This is a genomic window from Acinetobacter sp. WC-743 (genome assembly GCF_000335555.1).
In the GTDB taxonomy this organism is placed as follows: domain Bacteria; phylum Pseudomonadota; class Gammaproteobacteria; order Pseudomonadales; family Moraxellaceae; genus Acinetobacter; species Acinetobacter bereziniae.
Genome location: NZ_AMFQ01000071.1, coordinates 1 through 22,164, shown reverse-complemented (window position 1 = coordinate 22,164; position 22,164 = coordinate 1). Strand labels below are relative to the sequence as shown.

The 22,164-nt window shown below is 38.0% G+C and carries 24 protein-coding genes; 18 read left to right on the top strand and 6 right to left on the bottom strand.

Features of this window, described 5'->3' with window-relative positions:
- Nucleotides 1–2 precede the first annotated feature (2 nt).
- From ACINWC743_RS09150 to ACINWC743_RS09130, 5 genes are all read left to right on the top strand, one after another.
- Nucleotides 3–1,136, top strand: coding sequence for a M48 family metallopeptidase (locus tag ACINWC743_RS09150; RefSeq protein ID WP_009585209.1), 1,134 nt, complete (start codon nucleotides 3–5; stop codon nucleotides 1,134–1,136).
- Between the two features lie 268 nt (nucleotides 1,137–1,404).
- Nucleotides 1,405–2,091: a ribulose-phosphate 3-epimerase gene (rpe, locus tag ACINWC743_RS09145; protein WP_005033643.1), complete on the top strand. Its 687-nt coding sequence runs from the start codon at nucleotides 1,405–1,407 to the stop codon at nucleotides 2,089–2,091.
- 409 nt (nucleotides 2,092–2,500) lie between these two features.
- Nucleotides 2,501–2,926 carry a hypothetical protein gene (locus ACINWC743_RS09140; RefSeq protein ID WP_227510903.1) on the top strand — a complete coding sequence of 142 codons (426 nt, stop codon included), beginning with the start codon at nucleotides 2,501–2,503 and terminating at the stop codon, nucleotides 2,924–2,926.
- Between the two features lie 134 nt (nucleotides 2,927–3,060).
- On the top strand, nucleotides 3,061–4,980 hold the full coding sequence (locus ACINWC743_RS09135; protein WP_373867878.1) for a multicopper oxidase domain-containing protein: 1,920 nt from the start codon (nucleotides 3,061–3,063) through the stop codon (nucleotides 4,978–4,980).
- Nucleotides 4,967–5,899, top strand: coding sequence for a copper resistance protein B (locus ACINWC743_RS09130; protein ID WP_009585231.1), 933 nt, complete (start codon nucleotides 4,967–4,969; stop codon nucleotides 5,897–5,899). Before ACINWC743_RS09135 ends, ACINWC743_RS09130 begins: the two co-directional genes overlap by 14 nt.
- A 50-nt stretch (nucleotides 5,900–5,949) precedes the next feature.
- On the opposite strand, the gene ACINWC743_RS09125 is transcribed toward ACINWC743_RS09130, so the two are convergent.
- Nucleotides 5,950–6,441 carry a DUF6985 domain-containing protein gene (locus ACINWC743_RS09125; RefSeq protein ID WP_009585235.1) on the bottom strand — a complete coding sequence of 164 codons (492 nt, stop codon included), beginning with the start codon at nucleotides 6,439–6,441 and terminating at the stop codon, nucleotides 5,950–5,952.
- Between the two features lie 217 nt (nucleotides 6,442–6,658).
- Between ACINWC743_RS09125 and sugE (ACINWC743_RS09120) the strand changes: the two genes are divergently transcribed.
- The 3 genes from sugE (ACINWC743_RS09120) to ACINWC743_RS09110 all read left to right on the top strand — a co-directional run bounded on the left by sugE (ACINWC743_RS09120) (nucleotide 6,659) and on the right by ACINWC743_RS09110 (nucleotide 7,906).
- Entirely contained in the window at nucleotides 6,659–6,976 is a 318-nt protein-coding gene (gene sugE, locus ACINWC743_RS09120) for a quaternary ammonium compound efflux SMR transporter SugE (protein ID WP_004830041.1), read from the top strand.
- A gap of 90 nt (nucleotides 6,977–7,066) precedes the next feature.
- Nucleotides 7,067–7,384, top strand: a complete 318-nt coding sequence (gene sugE / locus ACINWC743_RS09115; RefSeq protein ID WP_009585232.1) for a quaternary ammonium compound efflux SMR transporter SugE — start codon at nucleotides 7,067–7,069, stop codon at nucleotides 7,382–7,384.
- Between the two features lie 42 nt (nucleotides 7,385–7,426).
- Nucleotides 7,427–7,906, top strand: a complete 480-nt coding sequence (locus ACINWC743_RS09110) for a methylated-DNA--[protein]-cysteine S-methyltransferase (RefSeq protein WP_009585224.1) — start codon at nucleotides 7,427–7,429, stop codon at nucleotides 7,904–7,906.
- A 139-nt stretch (nucleotides 7,907–8,045) separates the two neighbouring features.
- Here ACINWC743_RS09110 and ACINWC743_RS09105 read toward each other — a convergent pair whose 3' ends face one another.
- The 4 genes from ACINWC743_RS09105 to ACINWC743_RS09090 form a co-directional block, all read right to left on the bottom strand.
- On the bottom strand, nucleotides 8,046–8,660 hold the full coding sequence (locus ACINWC743_RS09105) for a LysE family translocator (protein ID WP_035300845.1): 615 nt from the start codon (nucleotides 8,658–8,660) through the stop codon (nucleotides 8,046–8,048).
- A gap of 86 nt (nucleotides 8,661–8,746) precedes the next feature.
- Nucleotides 8,747–9,553 carry a helix-turn-helix transcriptional regulator gene (locus ACINWC743_RS09100; RefSeq protein ID WP_009585250.1) on the bottom strand — a complete coding sequence of 269 codons (807 nt, stop codon included), beginning with the start codon at nucleotides 9,551–9,553 and terminating at the stop codon, nucleotides 8,747–8,749.
- 162 nt (nucleotides 9,554–9,715) lie between these two features.
- Entirely contained in the window at nucleotides 9,716–10,261 is a 546-nt protein-coding gene (locus ACINWC743_RS09095; RefSeq protein WP_005033622.1) for an FG-GAP repeat protein, read from the bottom strand.
- A gap of 95 nt (nucleotides 10,262–10,356) precedes the next feature.
- Nucleotides 10,357–11,124 carry a hydroxymethylpyrimidine/phosphomethylpyrimidine kinase gene (locus ACINWC743_RS09090; protein ID WP_005033620.1) on the bottom strand — a complete coding sequence of 256 codons (768 nt, stop codon included), beginning with the start codon at nucleotides 11,122–11,124 and terminating at the stop codon, nucleotides 10,357–10,359.
- Nucleotides 11,125–11,229: 105 nt separating this feature from the next.
- Here ACINWC743_RS09090 and ACINWC743_RS09085 point away from each other — a divergent pair, with 105 nt between their 5' ends.
- Nucleotides 11,230–11,874, top strand: coding sequence for an HAD-IA family hydrolase (locus tag ACINWC743_RS09085; RefSeq protein ID WP_004830031.1), 645 nt, complete (start codon nucleotides 11,230–11,232; stop codon nucleotides 11,872–11,874).
- 60 nt (nucleotides 11,875–11,934) lie between these two features.
- On the opposite strand, the gene ACINWC743_RS09080 is transcribed toward ACINWC743_RS09085, so the two are convergent.
- Nucleotides 11,935–12,399, bottom strand: a complete 465-nt coding sequence (locus tag ACINWC743_RS09080; RefSeq protein WP_004830027.1) for an Lrp/AsnC ligand binding domain-containing protein — start codon at nucleotides 12,397–12,399, stop codon at nucleotides 11,935–11,937.
- Between the two features lie 138 nt (nucleotides 12,400–12,537).
- Here ACINWC743_RS09080 and ACINWC743_RS09075 point away from each other — a divergent pair, with 138 nt between their 5' ends.
- From ACINWC743_RS09075 to ACINWC743_RS09035, 9 genes are all read left to right on the top strand, one after another.
- Nucleotides 12,538–13,797, top strand: coding sequence for a D-amino acid dehydrogenase (locus ACINWC743_RS09075; RefSeq protein ID WP_009585200.1), 1,260 nt, complete (start codon nucleotides 12,538–12,540; stop codon nucleotides 13,795–13,797).
- 89 nt (nucleotides 13,798–13,886) lie between these two features.
- Complete coding sequence (gene alr, locus ACINWC743_RS09070) at nucleotides 13,887–15,002, top strand: alanine racemase (RefSeq protein ID WP_009585198.1); 1,116 nt, start codon at nucleotides 13,887–13,889, stop codon at nucleotides 15,000–15,002.
- 10 nt (nucleotides 15,003–15,012) lie between these two features.
- A complete protein-coding gene (locus tag ACINWC743_RS09065) occupies nucleotides 15,013–15,384 on the top strand; it encodes a RidA family protein (RefSeq protein ID WP_004830021.1) in 372 nt (123 codons plus the stop codon).
- Between the two features lie 181 nt (nucleotides 15,385–15,565).
- On the top strand, nucleotides 15,566–16,999 hold the full coding sequence (locus ACINWC743_RS09060) for an amino acid permease (RefSeq protein WP_005033615.1): 1,434 nt from the start codon (nucleotides 15,566–15,568) through the stop codon (nucleotides 16,997–16,999).
- A 241-nt stretch (nucleotides 17,000–17,240) separates the two neighbouring features.
- Nucleotides 17,241–18,350: an acyltransferase family protein gene (locus ACINWC743_RS09055; RefSeq protein ID WP_009585202.1), complete on the top strand. Its 1,110-nt coding sequence runs from the start codon at nucleotides 17,241–17,243 to the stop codon at nucleotides 18,348–18,350.
- Nucleotides 18,351–18,729: 379 nt separating this feature from the next.
- Nucleotides 18,730–19,263 (top strand): PAAR domain-containing protein, encoded by a 534-nt coding sequence (locus tag ACINWC743_RS09050; RefSeq protein WP_009585207.1) that lies wholly within the window; start codon nucleotides 18,730–18,732, stop codon nucleotides 19,261–19,263.
- Nucleotides 19,256–19,990 (top strand): VRR-NUC domain-containing protein, encoded by a 735-nt coding sequence (locus tag ACINWC743_RS09045; RefSeq protein WP_009585216.1) that lies wholly within the window; start codon nucleotides 19,256–19,258, stop codon nucleotides 19,988–19,990. Before ACINWC743_RS09050 ends, ACINWC743_RS09045 begins: the two co-directional genes overlap by 8 nt.
- A 10-nt stretch (nucleotides 19,991–20,000) precedes the next feature.
- Nucleotides 20,001–21,098: a type VI immunity family protein gene (locus ACINWC743_RS09040; RefSeq protein ID WP_009585219.1), complete on the top strand. Its 1,098-nt coding sequence runs from the start codon at nucleotides 20,001–20,003 to the stop codon at nucleotides 21,096–21,098.
- Nucleotides 21,099–21,115: 17 nt separating this feature from the next.
- The coding region (locus ACINWC743_RS09035; protein WP_009585225.1) for a type VI immunity family protein at nucleotides 21,116–22,164 on the top strand (1,049 nt) is incomplete at its 3' end.

The window sequence follows — 22,164 nt, the reverse complement described above, 5'->3', positions numbered from 1 at the left end:
CTATGTCACAACCAGTAGATATTATTTTCTATGATGGTGTGGTGTCTAAACCGCACCATGCACAGATTTCAGCTCAATCTGAGTCTGAAGTTCTGATTCGCTATGGTGATCGTTTAGAGCAGCATCGTCGCTATCAATATTCAGATATGGCATTGATTGGTGCGCTTGGGCAATTACATCCTGTGATTGAATTAAAAGACGATGCGCGTATCGAGTTTCATGGAGCATTACCTGAATGGTTTAATTATGGAACTAAAAAAGTTCAGCATTCAATCTGGAAACTTGAACGTTCACCAAGCCTGATCATTTTTAGCGTGATTTTTGTGGTTGCTTTTGTGTTTGCCTTAGTCAAATGGGGCGTTCCAGCTGCTTCACATTATGTGGCTTTTCAATTGCCTGAAAATAGTTTGAAAAAATTAGGGGATGAAGCCGAAACCTATGTTTTAAATAATTGGACAGCGCCCAGCCAATTGGCTCAAGGTCAAAAGGATTTAATTTCCAAACAATATTTAAATACAGTGGCTGAAGGCAAACCTGCCAAATTGGTTTTTCGTGAAGGAGGGCGCTTGGGTGCCAATGCGGTGGCATTGCCCAACAATACCATCATTATCACGGATGAATTGATCGAAATGGCACATAGTGATCAAGAAATTTTAGGCGTCTTGGCGCACGAGCAAGGTCATTTAATTCAGCGCCATAGCCTACAACAAGGCTTAACCAGTTTAGGGCTTAGCGTCTTGTATATTGCCATGACGGGAGATAGTTCGGACTTATTTACTTCATTACCTGCTGCAATGATTGGTGCAAATTATTCACGTAAATTTGAATCTGAAGCTGATCTATATGCTTTACAGTTGATGGATCGAAAGGGCATTGAAGTCTCACATTTTGCCAATTTCTTACAACGTTTAAGTGATGAAACAGAAGATTCAGAAAAAGCTGACAATGCGAGTCAAACTGCCAATGCTGATAAAAAGGCATCCGCTAGTTCGCCTTCATCGCAAAAAGAGTCGGATAAAAATCAGTCTTTAGCAATTCTGGATGCATTATCTTCGCATCCTGCAACTCAAGAACGCATTCAAATGGTTCGCGATTTTGAGAAAACACAACAAGAGAAGCATCAGCAGTCCAAATGATCTTCTATCTTTAGATAACGACTGATTTGATCAAGGGCTTGTTAAAGCCCTTGATTTTTTTGGTTATCCAAAACGCTTAAAAGAAAATATTTTAAGTTTGCAGTATCATTTATTGTAGCTGGAAACAATTTACACAGGATTCATTGATAGTCTGTATTAGAATTATTTTATAAATACTGTTGAAGATTAAAGCTGTCTACTTTTAAATCAACCTTGTAAGGTAAGTTTGTTATAATAGGAAAAATTTTTATATCTGCTAGGTTGTTTCATGTCCAAGCCATTTCTAATTGCCCCTTCAATTTTGTCTGCTGATTTTGCCCGTTTAGGTGAAGAAGTTGAAAATGTATTGGCTGCAGGCGCAGATGTTGTTCATTTTGATGTGATGGATAACCATTATGTTCCAAACTTAACTTTTGGTGCTGGGGTGTGTAAGGCATTAAAGAAATATGGCATCAAAGCACCGATTGACGTGCATCTCATGGTTTCTCCTGTAGATCGTATGATTGGTGATTTTCTTGAGGCAGGTGCGGATATTATTACCTTCCACCCTGAGGCAACACACCATATTGATCGCTCTTTGCAACTGATTAAAGATGGTGGCGCAAAAGCGGGTCTAGTATTTAATCCAGCAACACCATTACATTATTTAGATTATGTGTTGGATAAAGTAGATCAAGTCTTATTGATGAGTGTTAACCCTGGTTTTGGCGGTCAAAAATTTATTCCAAAGACTTTAGAAAAACTCCGTGAGGCACGTAAGATTATCGATGCTTCAGGTCGTGATATTCGTTTAGAAATTGATGGGGGCGTTGGACCTGCCAATATTCGTGAAATTGCGGAAGCGGGTGCAGATATGTTTGTGGCAGGTTCAGCGATTTTTGGAAAACCCGACTATCAAGCGGTAATCAATGAAATGCGAGCTGAATTAGCCAAAGTAGGTCAAGTTTCAGTTTAGAAGTTTTCCACAAAAATTGAAAATACCCTGTGGATAACATTGTGATTAACTATATGGATAACTATGTTGATAAGCATATGGATAAGCTGGGTATAGATTAAACAATTAGTTGTCAATTGTTTAGTCGTTCATCAAGAATCGTTTAAAAAGAGTTCATATGCGCTCTTTTTTTATGAAATGTGTTGTTTATTGACCTGCTCAATGATTCAGCATTGTATAAAAAATAACGTGCTGAAGATTTATCCAATCAGTACTTATGCATTGAAATGTGCGATATTTGCCAAAATCGAGATTATTGGCTATGCTTTAGGCTCATGATGGGCTTAACAAGGTTCAAGTTTTGTTTATACAACTCCGCAAACAGCTGTGGTTTGTTTGTCTTATGGTTTTTGCCATAGGGTGGAGTGGTGTGTCTATTGCATCTGCAAAAGTCATGCAGATGAGTATGCAGCATCAACAAATGATGTCATCATCTCATCACATCGATGGGCATCAAACAAAAAAGGAATATGGGTCTGTACAACAGCTTAAAAATCTTTGTACAGATATAAATAAGAATAAAAATGGACAAAATCAGCATACAAATAATGATCAAGCGATAACGGATCAAAATGATTGTCATCAGCAAGTGAGTCAATCTGAGCCAACACAAGCGTTTAAGTGCCAAGATTGTAGCTTGTTATCCTGTCAATCTACCGTGATTTGGTTGAATAGTGATATCCCCAAATTGACCATACCTGATCATTTTCAAAATAGTGCTTCTTATCAAGCAACTTACAGAGCACAGCATCTTGCTGGTTTTTGGCAAGAAATCTTACGTCCACCCAAAGCTTAGCCTGATTTTAGAAACTTTTTATTCGTAAAGTTTATTTTTAAAATTTAGGTTAAGTTATGTCTATTTATTTAGTTCAAAAACGTTTGGCGAAAAGCCTGCTTGTCTCATTGTGTTTGTTTTCCTCAACATGGGGAATGGCGGCAGTGAGAGAGTATCGATTGACGATTGATGAAGGAATGGTCAATGTTATTGGCAAGCCCTTAAAACGTATTACTGTGAATGGTCAGTTTCCAGCACCACTTTTAGAGTTTGAAGAAGGTGATGATGCTGTTATTCGTGTCACCAATAAATTAAAAAATCAGGATTCCTCTGTTCATTGGCATGGTCTGTTACTTCCTGGAATTATGGATGGAGTTCCAGGTTTTAATGGTTTTAATGGAATTAAACCCAACGAAGAATATGTATATAAGTTCAAGGTTCGTCAAAGTGGAACCTACTGGTATCACGCGCATTCAAAAGGACAGGAACAAGACGGTTTATATGGTTCTTTAGTTATTTATCCCAAAGATAGAAAACCTTTGGCAGCGCATGAACGAACAGAACGTGATTACGTGGTCATGCTATCGGACTTTCATAAGCAGACCAGTGATCAAATTCAAAACAATTTAAAAGTCTCAGCGGAATACTACCAAAATCGACGAGAAACGGTTTTTGATGTTTGGAAACAAATACAGCGTGATGGTTTAAAGACCACGTGGTCTGATCGGAAAATGTGGAATCAGATGCGTATGTTAAAAACAGATATGTCTGATGTGACGGGTTATACCTTTTTGGTCAATGGCAAAACCCCTGAACAGAATTGGACGGGTATGTTTAAACCAAATGAAAAAGTACGTTTACGCTTTGTGAATGCATCAGCAATGTCATTTTTTGATGTCAGAATTCCTCATTTAAAAATGACGGTTGTCAGTGCTGACGGGCAACCAGTGAAACCTGTTGCTGTTGATGAGTTCCGCATAGGAACGGCTGAAACTTATGATGTAATCGTTGAACCTAAAGGCAATCATTATCAAATTGAGGCTGAGTCGATTGACCGTTCAGGATTTGCGATTGGAACACTGCATAATGAATTGATGCCTAAAGTCTCAGGTATTCATATGCCTAATGCTCGTCCACGTTCACTGTTGACCATGGAAGATATGGGAATGGACCACTCCAGTATGGGAGGAGGGAGTATGCAGGGCATGGATCATTCAAAGATGAGTGCCAACAGTATGCAAGGCATGGACCATTCAAAAATGAGTGCTGACGGTATGCAAGGCATGGACCATTCAAAAATGAGTGCCGACAGTATGCAAGGCATGGACCATTCAAAAATGAGTGCCGACAGTATGCAGGGCATGGACCATTCAAAAATGAGTGCTGAGAGTATGCAAGGCATGGACCATTCGAAGATGAGTGCCGACAGTATGCAGGGGATGGATCATTCAAAAATGAGTGCTGACAGTATGCAAGGCATGGATCATTCTCAGCATGAACAAGCCTCAAAGTCTAAGAATGACCAAGTGGTTTATGGTTGGGCAAATGCTTCAACACCTCAAGGAGATAAAGCGCTTCAATACAGTGATTTAAAGTCACTCACACCACAACCAGATACGCGTGAGGCGACCAGCGAACTGGTGGTGCGTTTAGGTGGAACCATGGAGCGTTATGTCTGGACGATTAACGGTAAAAAATTTAGCGAGGCTGAACCGCTTAAAGTGAAATACGGTGAGCGCATTCGTATTAAATTTATTAATGACAGCATGATGGCGCATCCAATGCATTTGCATGGCATGTTTATGCAGTTGGAAAATGGTCAACCTCCAGTAGATATGCCAAATAAACACACTGTTGTTGTACCGCCAGGTAAAACAGTGACGGCATTGCTTACTGCTGATGAATTAGGTGAATGGGCAATCCATTGTCATCTGTTGTATCACATGACGTCAGGCATGATGAATAAGTTGATTGTTGCAAATGTCAGTGATGGCAAAGTGTCAACACAACCTATTCAAGCAACAAAAGCAAATCAAAAAACTGAAATGAAAGGAGGCGAACATGCGAATCATTAATCTTTTTTCAAAATCAGTTTTAAATATTTCATTGTTGTCAGTCAGTGGTTTAGCAATCGCCCATGAAGGTCATCAGCTGCAAGGTGTAACGAATGCAATCACTGAATCCACCACGACGATGAGCAATTCATCCATGGATCATTCCAAAATGAACTCAATGGAAAACCCAAACCAAACAGTTGATCATTCTCAACATCAAATGGATGCTGAGCAGAGTAATGACTCAGCAAATACGGGTTCATCCCATGATACACATGACCATCGAAAGGAGCATGGTGGACAAGTATATCAACGGGTAACGATCGACAATGCTTGGATGTTGGATGAGGATGGTAAAGGTACTCTGGATTCTTCATTTGAACTCAGAGTTGGAACAGATGAAAATAAACTGTTTATTAAAGGAAGTTCCAGTAAAGCCGAATCAAGCAAAGCTGAATATGATTTGAGTGCCTTATATAGCCGTAATATTGCAGCATTCTGGGATGTTCAAGCGGGTGTGCGTTATAGTGATAATCCTGAACGAGAAACTGATCAAGAACGTGTAGATGCTGCACTCGGTTTGCATGGTTTGGCGCAGTATTTCTTTGAAACAGATGCTTATCTTTATTTTGGTCAAGACAGCAGAGTGGCGTTTAGTTTAGAAACCTCACGTGATTTACTGTTAACTCAAAAACTGATTTTGCAGCCATATTTAGATCTCAATGTGGTCTTTAGTGATGACTCTCGATATGCAAAAAAGTCAGGTTTAAACAGTATGACGACGGGTTTAGAAACACGTTATGAAATCACCAAAAAAGTCATGCCTTATGTCAGTGTTGCCTATACTTACTCTAAGGGTAATAAAGAAACTCAATGGCAAACAGCAACTGATTCAGAAAACGGTTGGTTATATGGTGCAGGGTTGCGTTTAAGATTCTAATTTTTGATTTTCAAAAATAAATAAAAGGTCACTTCTGAGGAGGTGACCTTTTATGTTTCAGCGATACCTGCCACGATTTCAAGCTGATCATTGACAAACTTAAACTCCATTCCGTGCTCAGTATCCAAATCATAATGAATGGATAGCCTTAATGTGTCTGGAGAACTTACTCGTAAATTTAACATGGTCTGAATATAAGGATTATGTGACTCAACATTGTGAATATTTAAAGCTGCTTCTCCTGACTTTTCAGGATTTTCATAGTGGTGTGCATAAAGTTTTTGGTAACGTTCGAAAGCATGTTGCTGTATTGTTTTGAGGTGTTTTTCAAAATTTTGTAGAAATTTTTGATATGTTTTGGCGAATGCATTAAGTTGTTCTTGATCAGGTTCTTGTTCTATTTCATGACCTTCTTCATCGAACTCTTCTCCCAAAAAAATTTCTCGATCTGCATGTTGATTAAAAAATGTATGTGAAAAAAAAGTTTCTGAACTAAATCCTGCCCAACTTGGATGAATTTCACCCCAATAATCATGTTTCATGGCGTATCTACTCCGCTTTTATAATGACTGTGAATGATCATAAAGCAAGCCTGATGAAAAAGTACCATTCAAATGTAAATAAGGTCAAATTTTGTAAATTTTAATAAATTTAGTCAGATGAGTTGATATAATTAGGATTCTTTAGGAGGAACGACCTCCCTCAATCTGAGAAAAATCGTCAGGACGACCTGATTCTAATTTAAATTTGGAGCTGGTCATGGCTTGGATTGTTCTCGTCTTTGCAGGTATCTTTGAAATCGTTTGGGCATATACCATGAAAATGTCTGAAGGATTTACTAAGCTCACACCGAGCATTATCACTTTATTTTTTATGATTTTAAGTTTTGGTCTATTGGCATATGCGATGCGTACCTTGCCATTAGGAACGGCTTATACGATCTGGACAGGAATTGGTGCAATTGGTTCATTCTTAGTGGGGATTTTTATCCTTGGTGAACCTGCAACAGCGATGCGTATGCTGGCAGCTGTACTGATTATTTCCGGTCTAGTGCTGATGAAGCTTTCATCCAGTTAATTGGAATATCGAAGTGCCATCCTGATTTGGGATGGCACTTTTTTGTGTGATCATATTGAGAAATAACATATAGAAAATGGTGAATATCGAATGGCATGGGTTTTATTGGTGGTTGCAGGGTTATTTGAGGTGGTTTGGGCATATTTTATGAAGGTCTCAGATGGCTTTAGTAAACTGATTCCTAGTGTTTTAACCCTTATTTTTATGATCGCAAGTTTTGCCTTATTATCTTATGCAATGAAAAGCTTACCATTAGGTACTGCCTATACGGTTTGGACAGGAATTGGCGCTGTGGGTTCATTTGCTGTCGGTATCTTCTTTTTAGGTGAACCAGCATCTGCCATGCGGATGTTGGCTGCTGTATTGATTATTTCTGGGTTAGTGTTGATGAAATTATCTTCAAGCTAAGTTAATCTGTGAAAACAGATATCGAGAAGAGTGAGTCATTTGATGCAGCTTTCATTTATGGAAATGAATTCACCTGTAGGGAAATTGAAACTAGTGGCCCACGATCAAGCGTTGGTTGCAGTACTTTGGGAAAATGAAAATCCTAAACGTGTCCGTTTAGCACAATTGATTGAAAATAAAAATCATCCCGTTTTGTTGGAAACACAGCAACAATTGAATGAATATTTTCAAGGACATCGAACCCAATTTGACTTAGCCCTAGATTTTGCTGGAACAGAGTTTCAACAAAAGGTTTGGCAAGCTTTACTTACGATTCCATTTGGTGAAACGCGAAGTTATAAGCAAATTGCTGAACAGATTGGTAACGTAAAAGCCGTTCGGGCAGTCGGCGCTGCGAATGGTAAAAATCCAATTTCTATTATCGCACCATGTCATCGTGTGGTGGGTGCAAATGGTAAATTGGTTGGTTTTGCCGGAGGTTTGGAAAATAAGGATGTGTTATTAAAGTTGGAGAAAATTTAGCTCAAATTTGAATTAATTTTTTGACTTAATCTCCGTCAAAACGAAATTAAATTTGAGCAATGCTATAAATAGCTTTTCAATTCTTCACTTTGATCAAATCGTATATATGATTTAGACACTTAGAAAGAGAGTAAAACTTTCATGATTTTGAACTAAATAAGAGTTTCATACTTAAACCAACAAAACTCATAGAAAATATGCGCCTAAGCCATTTTAGTACACTCGGTTTTCCTAACACATATCGGCGCATCATTGCAGCGAAACACCCATAGAAAATAAAAACAACTAATGTAAGCAGCATAAATATTAGACTTAAGCCGAGCATGTCCAATATAGGTTGAGCGGTATGGCTAGAAATAAACTGAGGTAAAAAAGCTAAAAAAAACAAGGGAAGTTTTGGATTGAATAAATTAATAAATATTGCGTGTTTGATAATTTTAAGAGAGGAGTGCTTAGTCTCATTTTGTTCAAATTGAAAGGAGCCTTTCTCTTGGAGTGCTGACCAAGCCATATATAGTAAATAAGTCACACCTAGAAACTTTAAAATCATAAATACTGAGCTACTCATGGTAAACACGAACGCCAGTCCGAGGATTGCTATGAATATATGGGGAATAATCCCTAATGTACATGCAATTGCAGCAATCAAACTGGCTTTTGTACCACGTGATATCCCTGTGGCTATGGTATAAATGGCACCTGTACCCGGTGAAATAACAACAATAAGTGATGTAATTAAAAATTCGAAACTCATGTACATGAGCCTGCTCCAAATATAAATGAAGCTTGATTATCTTAAAGATATAAAATTAAAGTCTTGAATAAAATTGCAGGATACTTTTAACACAAATAATATTTTTGATAGCGACTTGGCGTCATTGCAAATTGACGTGCAAAGGCTCTTGTCATATGACTCTGATCGGCAAAGCCTGCAAATAAAGCAGCTTCAACTAAAGTTTTTCCTTGTAATAGGTAGTTTCTCGCTTGGCAAACACGTCGTTGTATTAAGTAAGCATGTGGTGTAATGCCAAATTCATGCGAAAAACTTCTGAGTAGTTGAAATCGACTGATATCGCATAAATCAGCGAGCTCACTCAGAGTAACTGTATATCCAGACATCTCGTCAAGATATTCTTTAGCACGCTTTACAGAAAAGTGTTGCGTGGGTCGATGTTTTTTCGAGAGTATGTGATGACGACTTGTATGCATTAAACTAAACAAAAGCATTTCTTCTAATGCAACACTTTCAATGTCAGGTTGAGACATATGTTTAAAAAGTTGAGATAAATGCTGACTCAATAACTGATCATGTATGAGTGGATGCAATATGGCATCTGCACAGCGTCCTTCAGCAAGCAATTCTTGTTGCAATAGTTCTGGTTGAAAATAAATCATTTGCCAACAACGTGATCCATCAATAGGAATACCATCATGAATTTCACCGGGATTTACGATAATGACATCACCAGATGCTGCTTCCACTTGACCAATTAAACTCCAAGAACGTTGTGCTCCCCGTGTAATAATACCTATACCAAAGTAATCATGTGAATGCCGAGGAAAAGAGTGCTCCGTCAACAACGATATTGCTTCTGTGCCAGCAATAGGAAGGCTTAATGGGGTGATTTGATGAATACGTTTGGACAATCGTTATCTTCTCATTTTGTTATAATGATTAATTTCATTGAAAAAGCATGATCACCATTTCAAGTTATTAATTTACGCTTTTATATGGGGTGGGTAAAGTTTTTGGTCCTTGCTATTTATTGTGCTGATTTTTTAAGACGCGCTGATCATAAAATTGTTGAATCATTCATCCTCTGCCTTAGATTTTAACCATTTCCATTGCCCATGTTTAAATTCAAAGGTATCAACCCACCATCTTGCGCCACCTCGACATGAACTGGTCATTTGTTTTTTCTGAGGAATCAATTTGAGATCTGCCAATATAGAACATTGGGCATGGCTAAAATCAATCTTACTTTGATCTAATACTTGATAATCTTTGCTTTTGGGTTGGTAAAGAAAAATATCAAACACAGCATAAACCCCCATACCCATATCTGGAGCAGACACTGCAATATCGGTATATCCATCAAAATTATAATCATTAAAATAGATCTGGTAGGAGCGTTGATAAGGCAATTCTTGCAGTGGGAATGTTTGCCGTTTTGATGCAGTTTTAATGGTGAGCTGCCCTAACTCTTCATCGCCATTTTTAAATAAAAATTGAGTTTTTTGTCCATTTACAGTGTAGTTTAAATTCCCTGTAACAGTTTGTTGTTGGGGGAAGGCAAAAGTGAGTGGACTGAGGGAAAAAACACAAGCCAAGATGATTGAGCTTTTTTTAATCATTGTTGTTCTCTGTTATGTTTGATCAATTGTCCAAAACCTTACCTATAAATGAATGGATAAAATTTTGGACATTAGTTTGTTTAGGATCATTAGGTTTAAAAACGTTTTGGAATTTTTTGCCCACCTTCGATGGGTGTTTCTGCATTTTTCAATACACCAAATAACCATGTTTCGGCGTGTTGTACCGCAATTTTAAGTTGATCACCCAGTGCCAAGCGCCCAGCAATAAAGCTCGCAAGTGAACAACCTGAGCCATGATATTCACCTGCTAAACGCGGACATTTCGATTCAGTGATCATTTCACCATTTACATATAAAGCATTGCGAATATAGTCAGGTGTATCTTCATGTCCACCTTTAACTAAAACGGCTTGAGCACCCATTTCAAAGAGTTTCTGGGTTGCCTGTTCTATATTATCTTCACCTGTTAAGGCACGTAACTCAACTGTGTTTGGGGTAATGACAGTTGCTAACGGAATCAGTTCAACAAAGGCTTTAACTAAGGTCTCTTGATTACCTAGAGAACCACCACTATTCGCCACTAAAACTGGATCAAGCACATAGAGATAGTCTGGATGTTCTCTTAAAAAATCAGCCAAAGCGGCAATGTTATCTGTAGTTCCCAGCATCCCAGACTTCACCGCTTTAATCGGTAAGTCGCCAACAACAGCATTGGCTTGAGCAAGTAAGAGTTGTTTTGAGGTCGCTTCAAAACCAAAGACTTGTTGAGAGTTTTGAATGGTTAATGCTGTACAAGCAATTGCCGCATGCGCACCACTTTGACCAATTGCTTCAATATCAGCTTGTAAGCCAGCTCCACCTGAAGGGTCTAGACCTGAAAAACAAAGTACAGTAGGGCGCACGATGATGTCCTTAATTCTCAAATTTGCGTTAGTATAGGCAACTTTGAGAGAACACTCGATAGTAATTTGATAATTGTTTGAAACGCAGATTTAAAGGATTGGACCATGATAAAGAATATTTTAATTGATTTGGATGGAACACTCACTGACCCAAAGGTAGGGATTACCACATCTGCACGATACGGTCTTGCAAAAGTAGGACATCCTATTCCTGAGTCTGAAAATATTGATTGGATCATTGGTCCACCGCTAAAAGCATCTTTAGCAAAATTGTTGAATATTGATGTAAATGATGTATTGGCTGAGCAAGCTTTATTGGGTTATCGAGAGCGTTTTGCTGTTACTGGGCTATTTGAAAATCATGTATTTGAGGATGTTGCGCAGACCTTAGCTGCACTGAAAAATAAAGGTTATCGACTGTTTTTAGCAACAGCAAAACCTGAAGTCTATGCGCGTCAAATTCTAGATCATTTCGATTTATTGAGTTATTTTGACTATCCTTATGGAAGTGAACTCAATGGTGAACGAACCAATAAAGCCGAATTGATTGCCTATATTTTAGATAAAGAACAGCTCAATCCAGAACAATGTCTTATGGTCGGAGACCGAGAGCATGATATTTTCGGTGCTCGCAAAAATGGTATTGAAACGATTGCTGTTGAATATGGATATGGAAGTCAGCAGGAATTAGATCTCGCTCAGCCAAAGGCTCGGATCAAAAGCTTTGCTGAACTTCTCAATTTTGTTTGATACGATCCATGTTGATGAGCAAAATTAAGTGAATTGTTGTAAGTTGTTAAAATAATTTATTTATTTGACATCAAGGTACAGTGATTCTTTAATTTCTTCCATCACAATATAACTATGTGAAGATGCGGAAGAGGGTAGCTTTTTAAGTAAGTCACCCAGTAAACGGCGATAAGCACTCATTTCTTTTAAACGGGCTTTGACCAGATAATCAAAGTCCCCAGAAATGAGGTGGCACTCTTGTACTTCTGGTATTTCCATTAGATCTTTCGCCACTTGTTCAAAAACGTCACCAGATTTTGCAGAGAGACTAATTTCAAGAAAAACCAATAAGTTACGATCGAGGTGTTTTGGATTGAGGCGCGCATGATAGCCCATAATGATGCCATCACGTTCCAAACGCTTAACTCGCTCAGAACAAGGTGTTGTTGATAAACTAACTCGCGAAGCCAATTCACTGATGGCAATCCGACCTTCATTCTGAAGAATTTCTAAAATCATTCGATCTATACGGTCTAATTTACGCATCAATAATTTCCTTTTTTTGGTGAATTTTCACGACAAAAAATTAAAACACCTAAATTTTAACATTAAAAATAGTGAAATAAACTATTGAACCAAAAATATACTAGTTAAATAAACTAGTAAATGCGTAAAGGATAAGAAATGCGTGTAATCGTATTAGGTAGTGGTGTGATTGGTGTAGCAAGTGCATATTACCTCGCGCAGCAAGGAGCACAAGTTACAGTTTTAGATCGTCAAGCAGGTCCTGCTGAAGAAACCAGCTTTGGTAACGCAGGTCAAATCTCCCCAGGATATTCAACGCCGTGGGCTGCACCCGGTATCCCATTCAAAGCTGTGAAGTGGATGTTTCAACACCATGCACCGCTGGCAATCAATATCGATGGAAGCATGTGGCAATTACAGTGGATGGCGCAAATGCTTAAAAACTGTAATTCAGAAAGTTATGCCATCAATAAAGAACGTATGACACGTGTTGCTGAATATAGCCGTGACTGTTTAAGAGAGCTTCGTAAAGATACAGGTATTCAATACGAAAACCGTTCAAAAGGTACCCTGCAAGTCTTCCGTAATGAAGCACAATTAGAGATGGTTCAACGTGATATTGCTGTACTGAAAGAGTGTGGCGTTCCTCATGAGCTATTGCTTAAAGATGATCTTGCTAAGGTTGAGCCAGCACTCGAACATGCGAAAGATAAATTGGTGGGTGGTTTACATCTTCCAAATGATGAAACAGGCGATTGTTATTTATTTACCAATGCCTTAGCCAACTTAGCCAAAGATTTGGGCGTAGATTTTAAATTTAACCAAAATGTTGAAAAACTTGTGGTTGAAGGTGATGAAATCAAGGGTGTCGTGGTTAATGGTCAAGTATTGACAGCTGATCGTTATGTATTGGCATTTGGTAGCTATTCACGGGATTTCTTAAAACCTCTTGAGTTAAATTTACCAGTCTATCCTGTAAAAGGTTATTCATTAACCATTCCGATTGTTGATCCAACATTTGCGCCACAGTCTACAGTTTTAGATGAGACGTATAAAATTGCAATCACGCGTTTTGATCAACGTATCCGTGTGGGTGGAATGGCTGAGCTGAGTGGTTTTAACCATGGTTTAAATGCTGACCGTCGTGGCACTTTAGAAATGGTTACTCAAGACTTATTCCCAGGTGGTGATTTGGCACAAGCATCGTTCTGGACAGGTCTTCGTCCAATGACACCAGACAGTACACCGATTATTGGTGCAACACGTTTTAAAAACTTATTCTTAAATACAGGTCATGGCACATTAGGTTGGACGATGGCATGTGGTTCAGGAAAATTGATCAGTGATCTTGTATTGAATCATCAAACAGATATTAGTACAGAAGGTCTATCTATTCAGCGTTATCCTCACGCAGCTTAAAAACTGCATTCATTTTTATTATTCACATTGTATTAAGGCGTTTAGAGATAAACGCTTTAATTGCAGATTCGTATTCAGGGACGAATAACATGCCTAGACCAATTACTGCTGTCATTCATCATGATGCATTACAGCATAATTTAAATGTTGCTCGTCAATTTATGCCTCAAAGTAAGGTTTTTGCAGTGGTCAAAGCCAATGCATATGGGCATGGAATTGAGCGTGTTTATGAAGCGTTTAAATCCGCAGATGGTTTTGCTTTATTGGATATTGATGAAGCAAAAAGATTAAGAAAATTAGGTTGGACAGGTCCAATCTTGCTTTTAGAAGGTATCTTCTCCGCAGAAGATCTAATGGATTGTGAAAAATACCAATTGAGCTTTAGTTTGCATCACACAGCACAAATTAATTGGTTAGAGCAGTTCCAAACACAACATGCTCAATCACAGACCCAATTCGACGTATTTTTAAAAATGAATACGGGCATGAATCGTCTGGGTTTTAAACCAGAGGTCTATCGTACAATGTGGCAACGATTGAAACAGTGTGCTGCGGTCAAGTCCGTCACCCATATGATGCATTTTTCAGATGCAGATGGAGAGCGTTTGGGAAAATCTGGGATTGAATATCAACAACGTGTTTTTGATGAGACGATTCAAGATTTAGCGGGTGACCGCTCGGTCTCAAATAGCGCTGCCATCCTGAGACATTCACAAGATTTACATTCAGATTATATTCGTAGCGGCATTATGCTTTACGGTAGCTCACCTGATTATCCTACCCATTCAATCCAAGACTGGAATCTTAAACCAAGCATGAGTTTGCGCAGTGAAATCATTGCAGTTCAAGATTTACAGGCAAATGAAACAGTGGGGTATGGTTCAAAGTTCACAGCACCCCATGCGATGAAAATCGGTATTGTTGCATGTGGTTATGCTGATGGTTATCAGCGTATCTCTATGGATGCGCCAGTGTTGGTCAATTCTGTACTGACTAAAACCATTGGTCGAGTCAGTATGGATATGCTCGCAGTTGATTTAACTCATATTACGGATGCTGACATTGGCAGTGAAGTGGTGCTGTGGGGACAATCTTCTGACGGTGCTGTACTGCCGATCGATGATGTTGCTGTAAGTTCTGGCACAGTTGGTTATGAACTCATGTGTGGTGTCACTGCACGCGTTAATTTCAAAATTTCGAAATAAGGAAATAAAGATGTCAAATAATCTTCAACATGCTGATATTCAGAAACTGAATAGCAATGAAGTGATGAGTGCAGTCACAATTTTTAATAAAGTGGTTTATTTATCTGGTCAAGTACCTAAAAATACGCAACTTGATGTTGTGGGTCAAACCAAAGATATCTTGGCAACCATCGATCAACTATTGCTTGAAGCCGATACTGATAAATCACGTTTATTGTCTGCAAATGTTTACATAAAAAATTTATCAGACTTTCCAGCATTCAATGCTGTTTGGGTGGATTGGTTAAAAGGTTGTGTTGCCCCTTCTCGTGCCACAATTCAAGCAGATATGGTGAATCCAGATTGGTTGATTGAAATTGCAGTCACTGCAGCACAGAAATAAGCTTTTTAATGTCTACGCATTGATCACTGCATGACTTAAATCGTACTTATTTAGAAACAAAGCCAAAGCACATGTAAACCATGTGCTTTCGCTCAAGTTGGGTAAAACAAAATAGAACGGGAATGTTCTGTTGCCACAAGCAAGTTTTACCTCCAGAAAAATTGTCAAAAAGGATATTTTTATGACAACTTCAAGCCATACAGATGACGCACCATCGTCGCCACATGAGCTGCAACGGAAACTATCAAATCGTCATTTGCAATTAATTGCCATAGGCGGTGCGATTGGTACAGGTTTATTTATGGGATCAGGGAAAACAATTTCTCTAGCAGGTCCCTCGATTTTAATCATTTATATGATTATTGGTGCCATGTTTTTCTTCTTAATGCGTGCATTAGGGGAAATTCTACTTTCCAATCTGCATTACAAATCATTTATCGACATGGCACATGACTTGATTGGTCCTGGTGCAGGTTACTACATCGGCTGGTCTTATTGGCTGGGTTGGATTTTGGTCGGCATTGCTGATTTAGCTGCAATTATTAATTATTTGAATTTTTGGTTACCCGATGGCGTTGCTTTTACGCCCATGGGGCAAGCTCTGATTAGTGCAGGCTGCGTGCTTTTGGTTCTCGGGATTAACCTGCTTACCGTAAAATTGTTCGGTGAAATTGAATTTTGGTTTGCATTGATTAAGATTCTAGCCATTCTTGGCTTGATTCTGATTGGTGGGTATATGGTATTTAGCCACTTTCAAGCGCCAAGTGGCTCCGTTGCCAGCTTTAGCAATGTGTGGTCATATGGGGGAATGTTTCCGAAAGGCGGAACTGGCTTTTTAGCAGGCTTCCAAATTGCCTTATTTGCTTTTGTCGGTGTTGAGCTGATTGGGACGATGGCAGCAGAAACCAAAGATCCAGAAAAGAACTTGCCTAAAGCGGTCAATGCAATTCCTACACGGATTATTTTATTCTATGTATTGGCATTGTTTATTGTTATGTCTGTAACACCTTGGACAGAAATTCCAGCTGACCAAAGTCCTTTTGTATCGTTATTTATGCATGCAGGTATTGGTGGTGCTGCCATTATTATGAATCTGGTGGTGTTATCTTCTGTGATGTCATCAATGAACAGTGGTGTGTTTTCAACCAGTCGTATGCTCTTTGGTTTAGCCAAAGAAGGTCAAGCGCCTGAAAAGCTAGCTGAGCTATCAAAGCGTGCTGTTCCTGCAAAAGGATTGTTGTTCTCTTGTGGTTTCATTATGGCTGGTGCAGCCTTACAGTATTTTGTACCCAATACTGTTGAAGCATTTACGCTGGCAAGTTCTCTGTGCGTGATTTTGTTCATCAGCATCTGGAGCATCATCATGGTCTGTTATATACGCTATCGTAAATTACGCCCAGAACTGCATGCAAAATCAAACTTTAAAATGCCAGGTGGCGTATGGATGTCATATATTGTATTGGTCTTCCTTGCGTTTACATTGGTGATTCTCAGCTTGGAGCCTGATACTTTAAAGGCACTCATCATCAGTCCGTTGTGGGCGATTATTTTGGCGGTCACTTATCAGTTCATGTATAAACCGCGTATGAGAAAACGTAGTCATCAACAAGACTAATGTTGAATATCGTCAACTTTTAACTGATCAGGAGATGGTTTTAGGTCATCTCCTGTATATTTTTTCTAATTAAATTGATTTCGTTATAAATTTTATAGTTCAAGATGTCTTGATTGGCATTATTTTTAGATTCGCAATCCATAGGCTACATCAATTTATTAACAAATTGTTCAAAATAAAATACTGAAATAAAAATAAAAAACACGTTTAATAGCACCACTTTAGGTAAACAAAAATATCTATGCGCAATAACAAGATTGATTTATTACGAGGCATTTCAATTTTATTGGTGCTGATTCATCATTTTAATATTCCTTATAAATTGCACGACACATTTTTAGGTGTACAAATTTTTGGAGAAAGTCTTAATAATTTGATTGCGCGTAATGGCAACTATGGGGTGACGATGTTTTTCGTCATTTCAGGCTTTCTGATTACCCAGCACACTTTACAAAGAAGTGGATCGTTAGGGCATATCAGAGTAAAAGACTTTTATGTTCGCCGTATTGCACGAATTATACCTTGTTTAGTCCTGCTTGTTGCTTTGGTCACGATATTTGGTGCAATGGGACTTAAACCATTTATGAATCAAGCACCCAATGACATCGAAGTCTCTTATGGTCTCACTGTATTTTCTGCTTTTACCTTTTGGATGAATATATTGATCATTGAGAATGGTTGGGTGAATTATGCACTTGGTGTCTTATGGTCATTGTCGGTTGAAGAGGTGTTTTATTTAGCCTTTCCAATACTCTGTTTGGCTTTAGGGCGAGGGAAAGGTTTTATTGCATTGTTGTTGGTGGTTATTTGTTATGCACCTTACTTTCGTTCTTTACATTTTGCTGAAGAAAGTGGAGCATATTTATATCACTATTTTTCGAGTTTCGATGGCATTGCAATGGGGTGTTTGACCGCATTAATTGCTCAAAAGGTCGGGACAAAGCTTGATATTCCAAAAATCATAGTGCCTGTGATTTGTATTTTGATGATTATGTTGTACTTTTATGCCCCAATTAAAGATGTCAGTACATGGGGAGTGTCTATTTTTGCGCTATTGTCTGCGATTTTAATTTTCTGTTTTGCTCAACATCCGCAAGCTGAATCATTCTCTATGCTCTCCAAAGCTATGGAGTGGGTAGGGCAGCGTAGTTATGAGATGTATTTATTTCATCTGATTATTCTTGGTATGTTTAAAGTCTTTTATCTTCCCAAAGAAACTCTACCCGCCGAAAAATTGATGCTATTGCCTATTTATTTTATGGGAGTATTTATATTGAGTTGGGCAATCGAAAAGTATTATTCAACACCGTTGAATCGACAAATACGTCAATTTTTACTTAATAATAGATAGGCGAATTAATTTCATTAAATATTTATAAAGTATATAGCATGATATCAATAATCTGTTATATGCTTTTGGGGAAACTGAATCTATAATTTTAAAAAAGTAGTGATTAAGTCTATTGTAAAGCATAATCACATATATTTTCACGAAATTAATCAATTGAATTTTAATATAATAATAATTTTTTGTTTGCCTTGTTCCTATTTTTTAATCCAATCTAGAATGAGCTTTTTACTTTTTTATTCCTAATATGAAATGAATAACTGGCTAGGTTTCTAGCTTGAAAATTTGTTACTTGCATATAATTAAGGTATATTTGAGCGGTTTATTTATTTTTATATAAACATTTTTATTAAATTTTACTAAATAAAATAAGAGAATAATTATGACTCAAGCTGTTATTGTCCAAGGTTGTAAAACCGATCATGGTGGTGTCGTGATTCAAAGCAATGCCTCTACCTTAGTCAATGGAATCGGTATGGCTGCTAAAGGCTATATGGTTGCTTGTCCTAAATGTAAAGGCGTTTTTCCAATTGCTGAAGGTGCACCTAATTTTATTCTTCCTGATAATAGTCAGGTTGCTTTAGCAGGAATGAAAACCGCATGTGGTGCGAAATTATTGCCAAGTTCATTTCAAGTGGTTGTTGAAGCCAGTTCACCTTTTGGTTCTCAACTGATGGGTAATCCAAACGATGAGGGTGAAGAGACAATACCGCCACCACAAGACCATTCAGGGCGTTTTCAGCTTGTTGACCAAAATACTGGTGAACCGATCGCCAACCGTAGAGTCCGTGTGACTCTGGGAGATGGTACCAGTACAATTTATGCAAGTGATGCGCAAGGCTATACCGATTGGATTTATACCCCGTCTGAGGAAGAAATTCATCTCAATTTAGTGGATGAGTTAGACAATGGCTGATCAAGGAAAACCACAAGGAATATTAACAACTAAACCAGCTCAACTTCAAACAATCAAAGTTGTTGGAGTTGGTAATGACAAATTAGACCCAGAAGATAAAAAAGTATTATGTAGTGCGATTTGTTACTGTCATTATCAGCCACATAAAGGTAAGAACCAACAAAATCTATATCAATCTTGTGTTTCTGCAAGATTAAAAAAGCTAGATGTAGTTCTTAGTTATCGAAGCCCTTGGAAGCCAGAATTAACTTATGATATGACTGAAACACCTCCCAAACCAGTAACTGATAAAAACATAGCAACCAAAGCGCATGATTATGTTTGGGGATGGATTAAGAAAAATTGGCTTAAAGATAAAGGGTATGAGTATGAAAAGGGGGAGGGAATGACTCGCCGTCCTGATGTGGTTATTGTTAAAGATCCAACAAAACCTGCAACCCAAGACAATATTAAAAATGTTGTTGAAATCAAATTTGGTGATGAGTTTGGAGATGACCAACGAGATAGTTATGAGACAATAGCTGGAGATCCTAAAAAAGTTAAAGTTTTAGATCCCGATGAATGTGAGTGTGGCAATGATGATGAAGATGGAAAAAAATCCACAGTTACAGAGTTTGTAACATGGGCATCAGGAATAGCTTTAGCTTTATATAATTTAAGAAAAGGGAAGTTACCCAAACTGCCTAAATTCCCATCACCAAAACCATCACCGAGTCCAGTTTGGTAAGGATATTTATATGCATTTTAAAAGTGAAGATGATTATAAAGCTTGGGCAGAGCAGCAAGAATTTGGGGCAATAGCAGGGGCTTTATTCACACAAAAAGGTCCAGAGGATTATGTGGGAGCAATACCTGCGATTCGAGCTGTTATATACTTCAAAGAAGGCTATAGCAATGAAATGCGTGAAGCCATTGCTCAATGTTTTGATGATTATCAAAATCACGCTAAAGATCACTTGAAATGGCTATGGCAAGATGAGCCTCCAAAAGAGGAAGAAAATACTCTTGAATACAAAAAGACTAAGCCTATTCGCAAGATTTTGAATAGCTATGGTCGAATGAAAGCTTTTGGGCTTTTATATACTAGTGGTAAGGAAAAATTCGCTACAGGAGCTTGGGAATTCTATGTGAGTGGTAAAAGTGAATGGCAATCGAAGAAAAGAGAAAGCCAAAGTACTTTAACATTTTCAATGCCTATTGAATGGGTAGAAGAAAATCCAAAACTTTTTATTGATTTATTTATAAAATCTGCGCAACGCTTAAAAGCCAAACATGGCTACGCTGGGTATGCTTGTATCATTAGTAAAATCCGAAATGATAAAAATGAACCTACAGAAGCCTTCTTATCTCGTAAACTTTGGGCAATGGATGTAGGTAATGCTATGTTATCAGCAAAATATCTTGTTGATGGTATTAAAACTGTGAGTTGGCTTACAGCAATTAATTACGAATGGTTTAATAGAATTAAAAATGAAGAAGCATTAAATAGTGAACTACCGATGAATTGGTTTATTGGTTATGACTATGGTTCGGGTGTGGTTATTCAAGCTGGTGCATTACCAAATGATGGTTCAGTCGAAAGTGATCCTTTACCAGCACCATATATTTTACTTAATAGAATCTTAAAGCCTCTAAGAGTTGAGAAGATTCAAGCCATTCACCGTGGCAACTACAGTACAGAAGAAAATCCATTAATTACAGGTTATCGAGCAGAAGCATGGATGAAGCGCTTTGATATTGAAGACGATCAAAAGCTCGAATATTTTGCAAAGTTACAAGACGAGCCTAAGTTAAATAGTCAGTATGCTTTTTTAGATAAGCGAATAGATTGGTAATAGGGCGTATTGATCATATGCACTTTAAAAAAGAACAAGACTACAAAGCATGGGTTGCGATGCAAGAAAAAGGCGCCATTGGTGGTGGTTTACTCACTCCTCAAGGTGGAGAGGACTATGTCGGTGCGATTCCTGCGATTCGTGCGGTTTTATACTTTAAAGAGGGTTTTAGTGATGAAATGCGTGAAGCGATTGCTCAATGCTTTGATGATTATCAAGCCCATGCCAAAGCGCATTTAACTTGGTTATGGCAGGATGAGCCACCTAACGGGGCTGGTGGTGCTAGTTTAGCTTTTGAAAAAGTTAAACCTATACGAAATATCTTAAAACTTTATAGTCCTATGAAAGCTTTTAATTTTTTATATACCAGTGGTAAAGAGAAATTTGCAACAGGGGCATGGGAGTTTTATGTAGGAGGATCTAGTCAATGGCAAGTGAAGAATGGGAAATATCAAAGCTCTTTAACTTTTTCTATGCCAATCGACTGGGTTGGTGAAAATAGTAAAGCTTTTATTGATTTATTTATTAAGTGTGCGCAACGTTTAAAAGCCAAACATGGTTATGCAGGTTATGCTTGTCTCATTTCGAGAATAAGAAGTGATAAGAATGAACCGACCGAAGCGTTTATGGCTCGTAGAGCTTGGGCAATGGATGTAGGAAATCCAGGACTTTTATCTAATAGATTAATAACAGGCATTAAAACTGTGAACTGGTTAACTGCAATCAGCTACGAATGGTTTAATTCGATCAAGGAAGAAGAAGCATTAAACAGTGAACTACCGATGAATTGGTTTATTGGCTATGACTACGGTACAGGTGTTGTGATACAAGCAGGGACTTTACCTTTAATGGGTTCTGTTGAAAGTGATCCCTTACCCGCGCCTTATGTTTTGTTAAATAGGGTGTTAAAGCCTTTACGTGTTGAAAAAATAGGTGATTTACATCGTGGTAATTATTCAACAGATGAAATTCCACTGATTAAAGGCTATTTAGCCAATCACTGGTTAGCTCGTTTTGATATAGAAGATGATCAAAAGCTCGAATATTTTACAAAGTTACAAGATGA

What these genes read in the sequence shown, in the direction of transcription:
- ACINWC743_RS09095 (WP_005033622.1), bottom strand. Translation starts at nt 10,261, where the DNA reads ATGATTAAAAAAAGCTCAATCATCTTGGCTTGTGTTTTTTCCCTCAGT.
- ACINWC743_RS09075 (WP_009585200.1), top strand. Translation starts at nt 12,538, where the DNA reads ATGCGTGTAATCGTATTAGGTAGTGGTGTGATTGGTGTAGCAAGTGCA.
- ACINWC743_RS09085 (WP_004830031.1), top strand. Translation starts at nt 11,230, where the DNA reads ATGATAAAGAATATTTTAATTGATTTGGATGGAACACTCACTGACCCA.
- alr (WP_009585198.1), top strand. Translation starts at nt 13,887, where the DNA reads ATGCCTAGACCAATTACTGCTGTCATTCATCATGATGCATTACAGCAT.
- ACINWC743_RS09060 (WP_005033615.1), top strand. Translation starts at nt 15,566, where the DNA reads ATGACAACTTCAAGCCATACAGATGACGCACCATCGTCGCCACATGAG.
- ACINWC743_RS09040 (WP_009585219.1), top strand. Translation starts at nt 20,001, where the DNA reads ATGCATTTTAAAAGTGAAGATGATTATAAAGCTTGGGCAGAGCAGCAA.
- ACINWC743_RS09050 (WP_009585207.1), top strand. Translation starts at nt 18,730, where the DNA reads ATGACTCAAGCTGTTATTGTCCAAGGTTGTAAAACCGATCATGGTGGT.
- ACINWC743_RS09045 (WP_009585216.1), top strand. Translation starts at nt 19,256, where the DNA reads ATGGCTGATCAAGGAAAACCACAAGGAATATTAACAACTAAACCAGCT.
- sugE (WP_009585232.1), top strand. Translation starts at nt 7,067, where the DNA reads ATGGCATGGGTTTTATTGGTGGTTGCAGGGTTATTTGAGGTGGTTTGG.
- ACINWC743_RS09110 (WP_009585224.1), top strand. Translation starts at nt 7,427, where the DNA reads ATGCAGCTTTCATTTATGGAAATGAATTCACCTGTAGGGAAATTGAAA.
- ACINWC743_RS09055 (WP_009585202.1), top strand. Translation starts at nt 17,241, where the DNA reads ATGCGCAATAACAAGATTGATTTATTACGAGGCATTTCAATTTTATTG.
- ACINWC743_RS09065 (WP_004830021.1), top strand. Translation starts at nt 15,013, where the DNA reads ATGTCAAATAATCTTCAACATGCTGATATTCAGAAACTGAATAGCAAT.
- ACINWC743_RS09080 (WP_004830027.1), bottom strand. Translation starts at nt 12,399, where the DNA reads ATGCGTAAATTAGACCGTATAGATCGAATGATTTTAGAAATTCTTCAG.
- ACINWC743_RS09130 (WP_009585231.1), top strand. Translation starts at nt 4,967, where the DNA reads ATGCGAATCATTAATCTTTTTTCAAAATCAGTTTTAAATATTTCATTG.
- ACINWC743_RS09105 (WP_035300845.1), bottom strand. Translation starts at nt 8,660, where the DNA reads ATGAGTTTCGAATTTTTAATTACATCACTTATTGTTGTTATTTCACCG.
- ACINWC743_RS09125 (WP_009585235.1), bottom strand. Translation starts at nt 6,441, where the DNA reads ATGAAACATGATTATTGGGGTGAAATTCATCCAAGTTGGGCAGGATTT.
- ACINWC743_RS09135 (WP_373867878.1), top strand. Translation starts at nt 3,061, where the DNA reads ATGGCGGCAGTGAGAGAGTATCGATTGACGATTGATGAAGGAATGGTC.
- sugE (WP_004830041.1), top strand. Translation starts at nt 6,659, where the DNA reads ATGGCTTGGATTGTTCTCGTCTTTGCAGGTATCTTTGAAATCGTTTGG.
- rpe (WP_005033643.1), top strand. Translation starts at nt 1,405, where the DNA reads ATGTCCAAGCCATTTCTAATTGCCCCTTCAATTTTGTCTGCTGATTTT.
- ACINWC743_RS09150 (WP_009585209.1), top strand. Translation starts at nt 3, where the DNA reads ATGTCACAACCAGTAGATATTATTTTCTATGATGGTGTGGTGTCTAAA.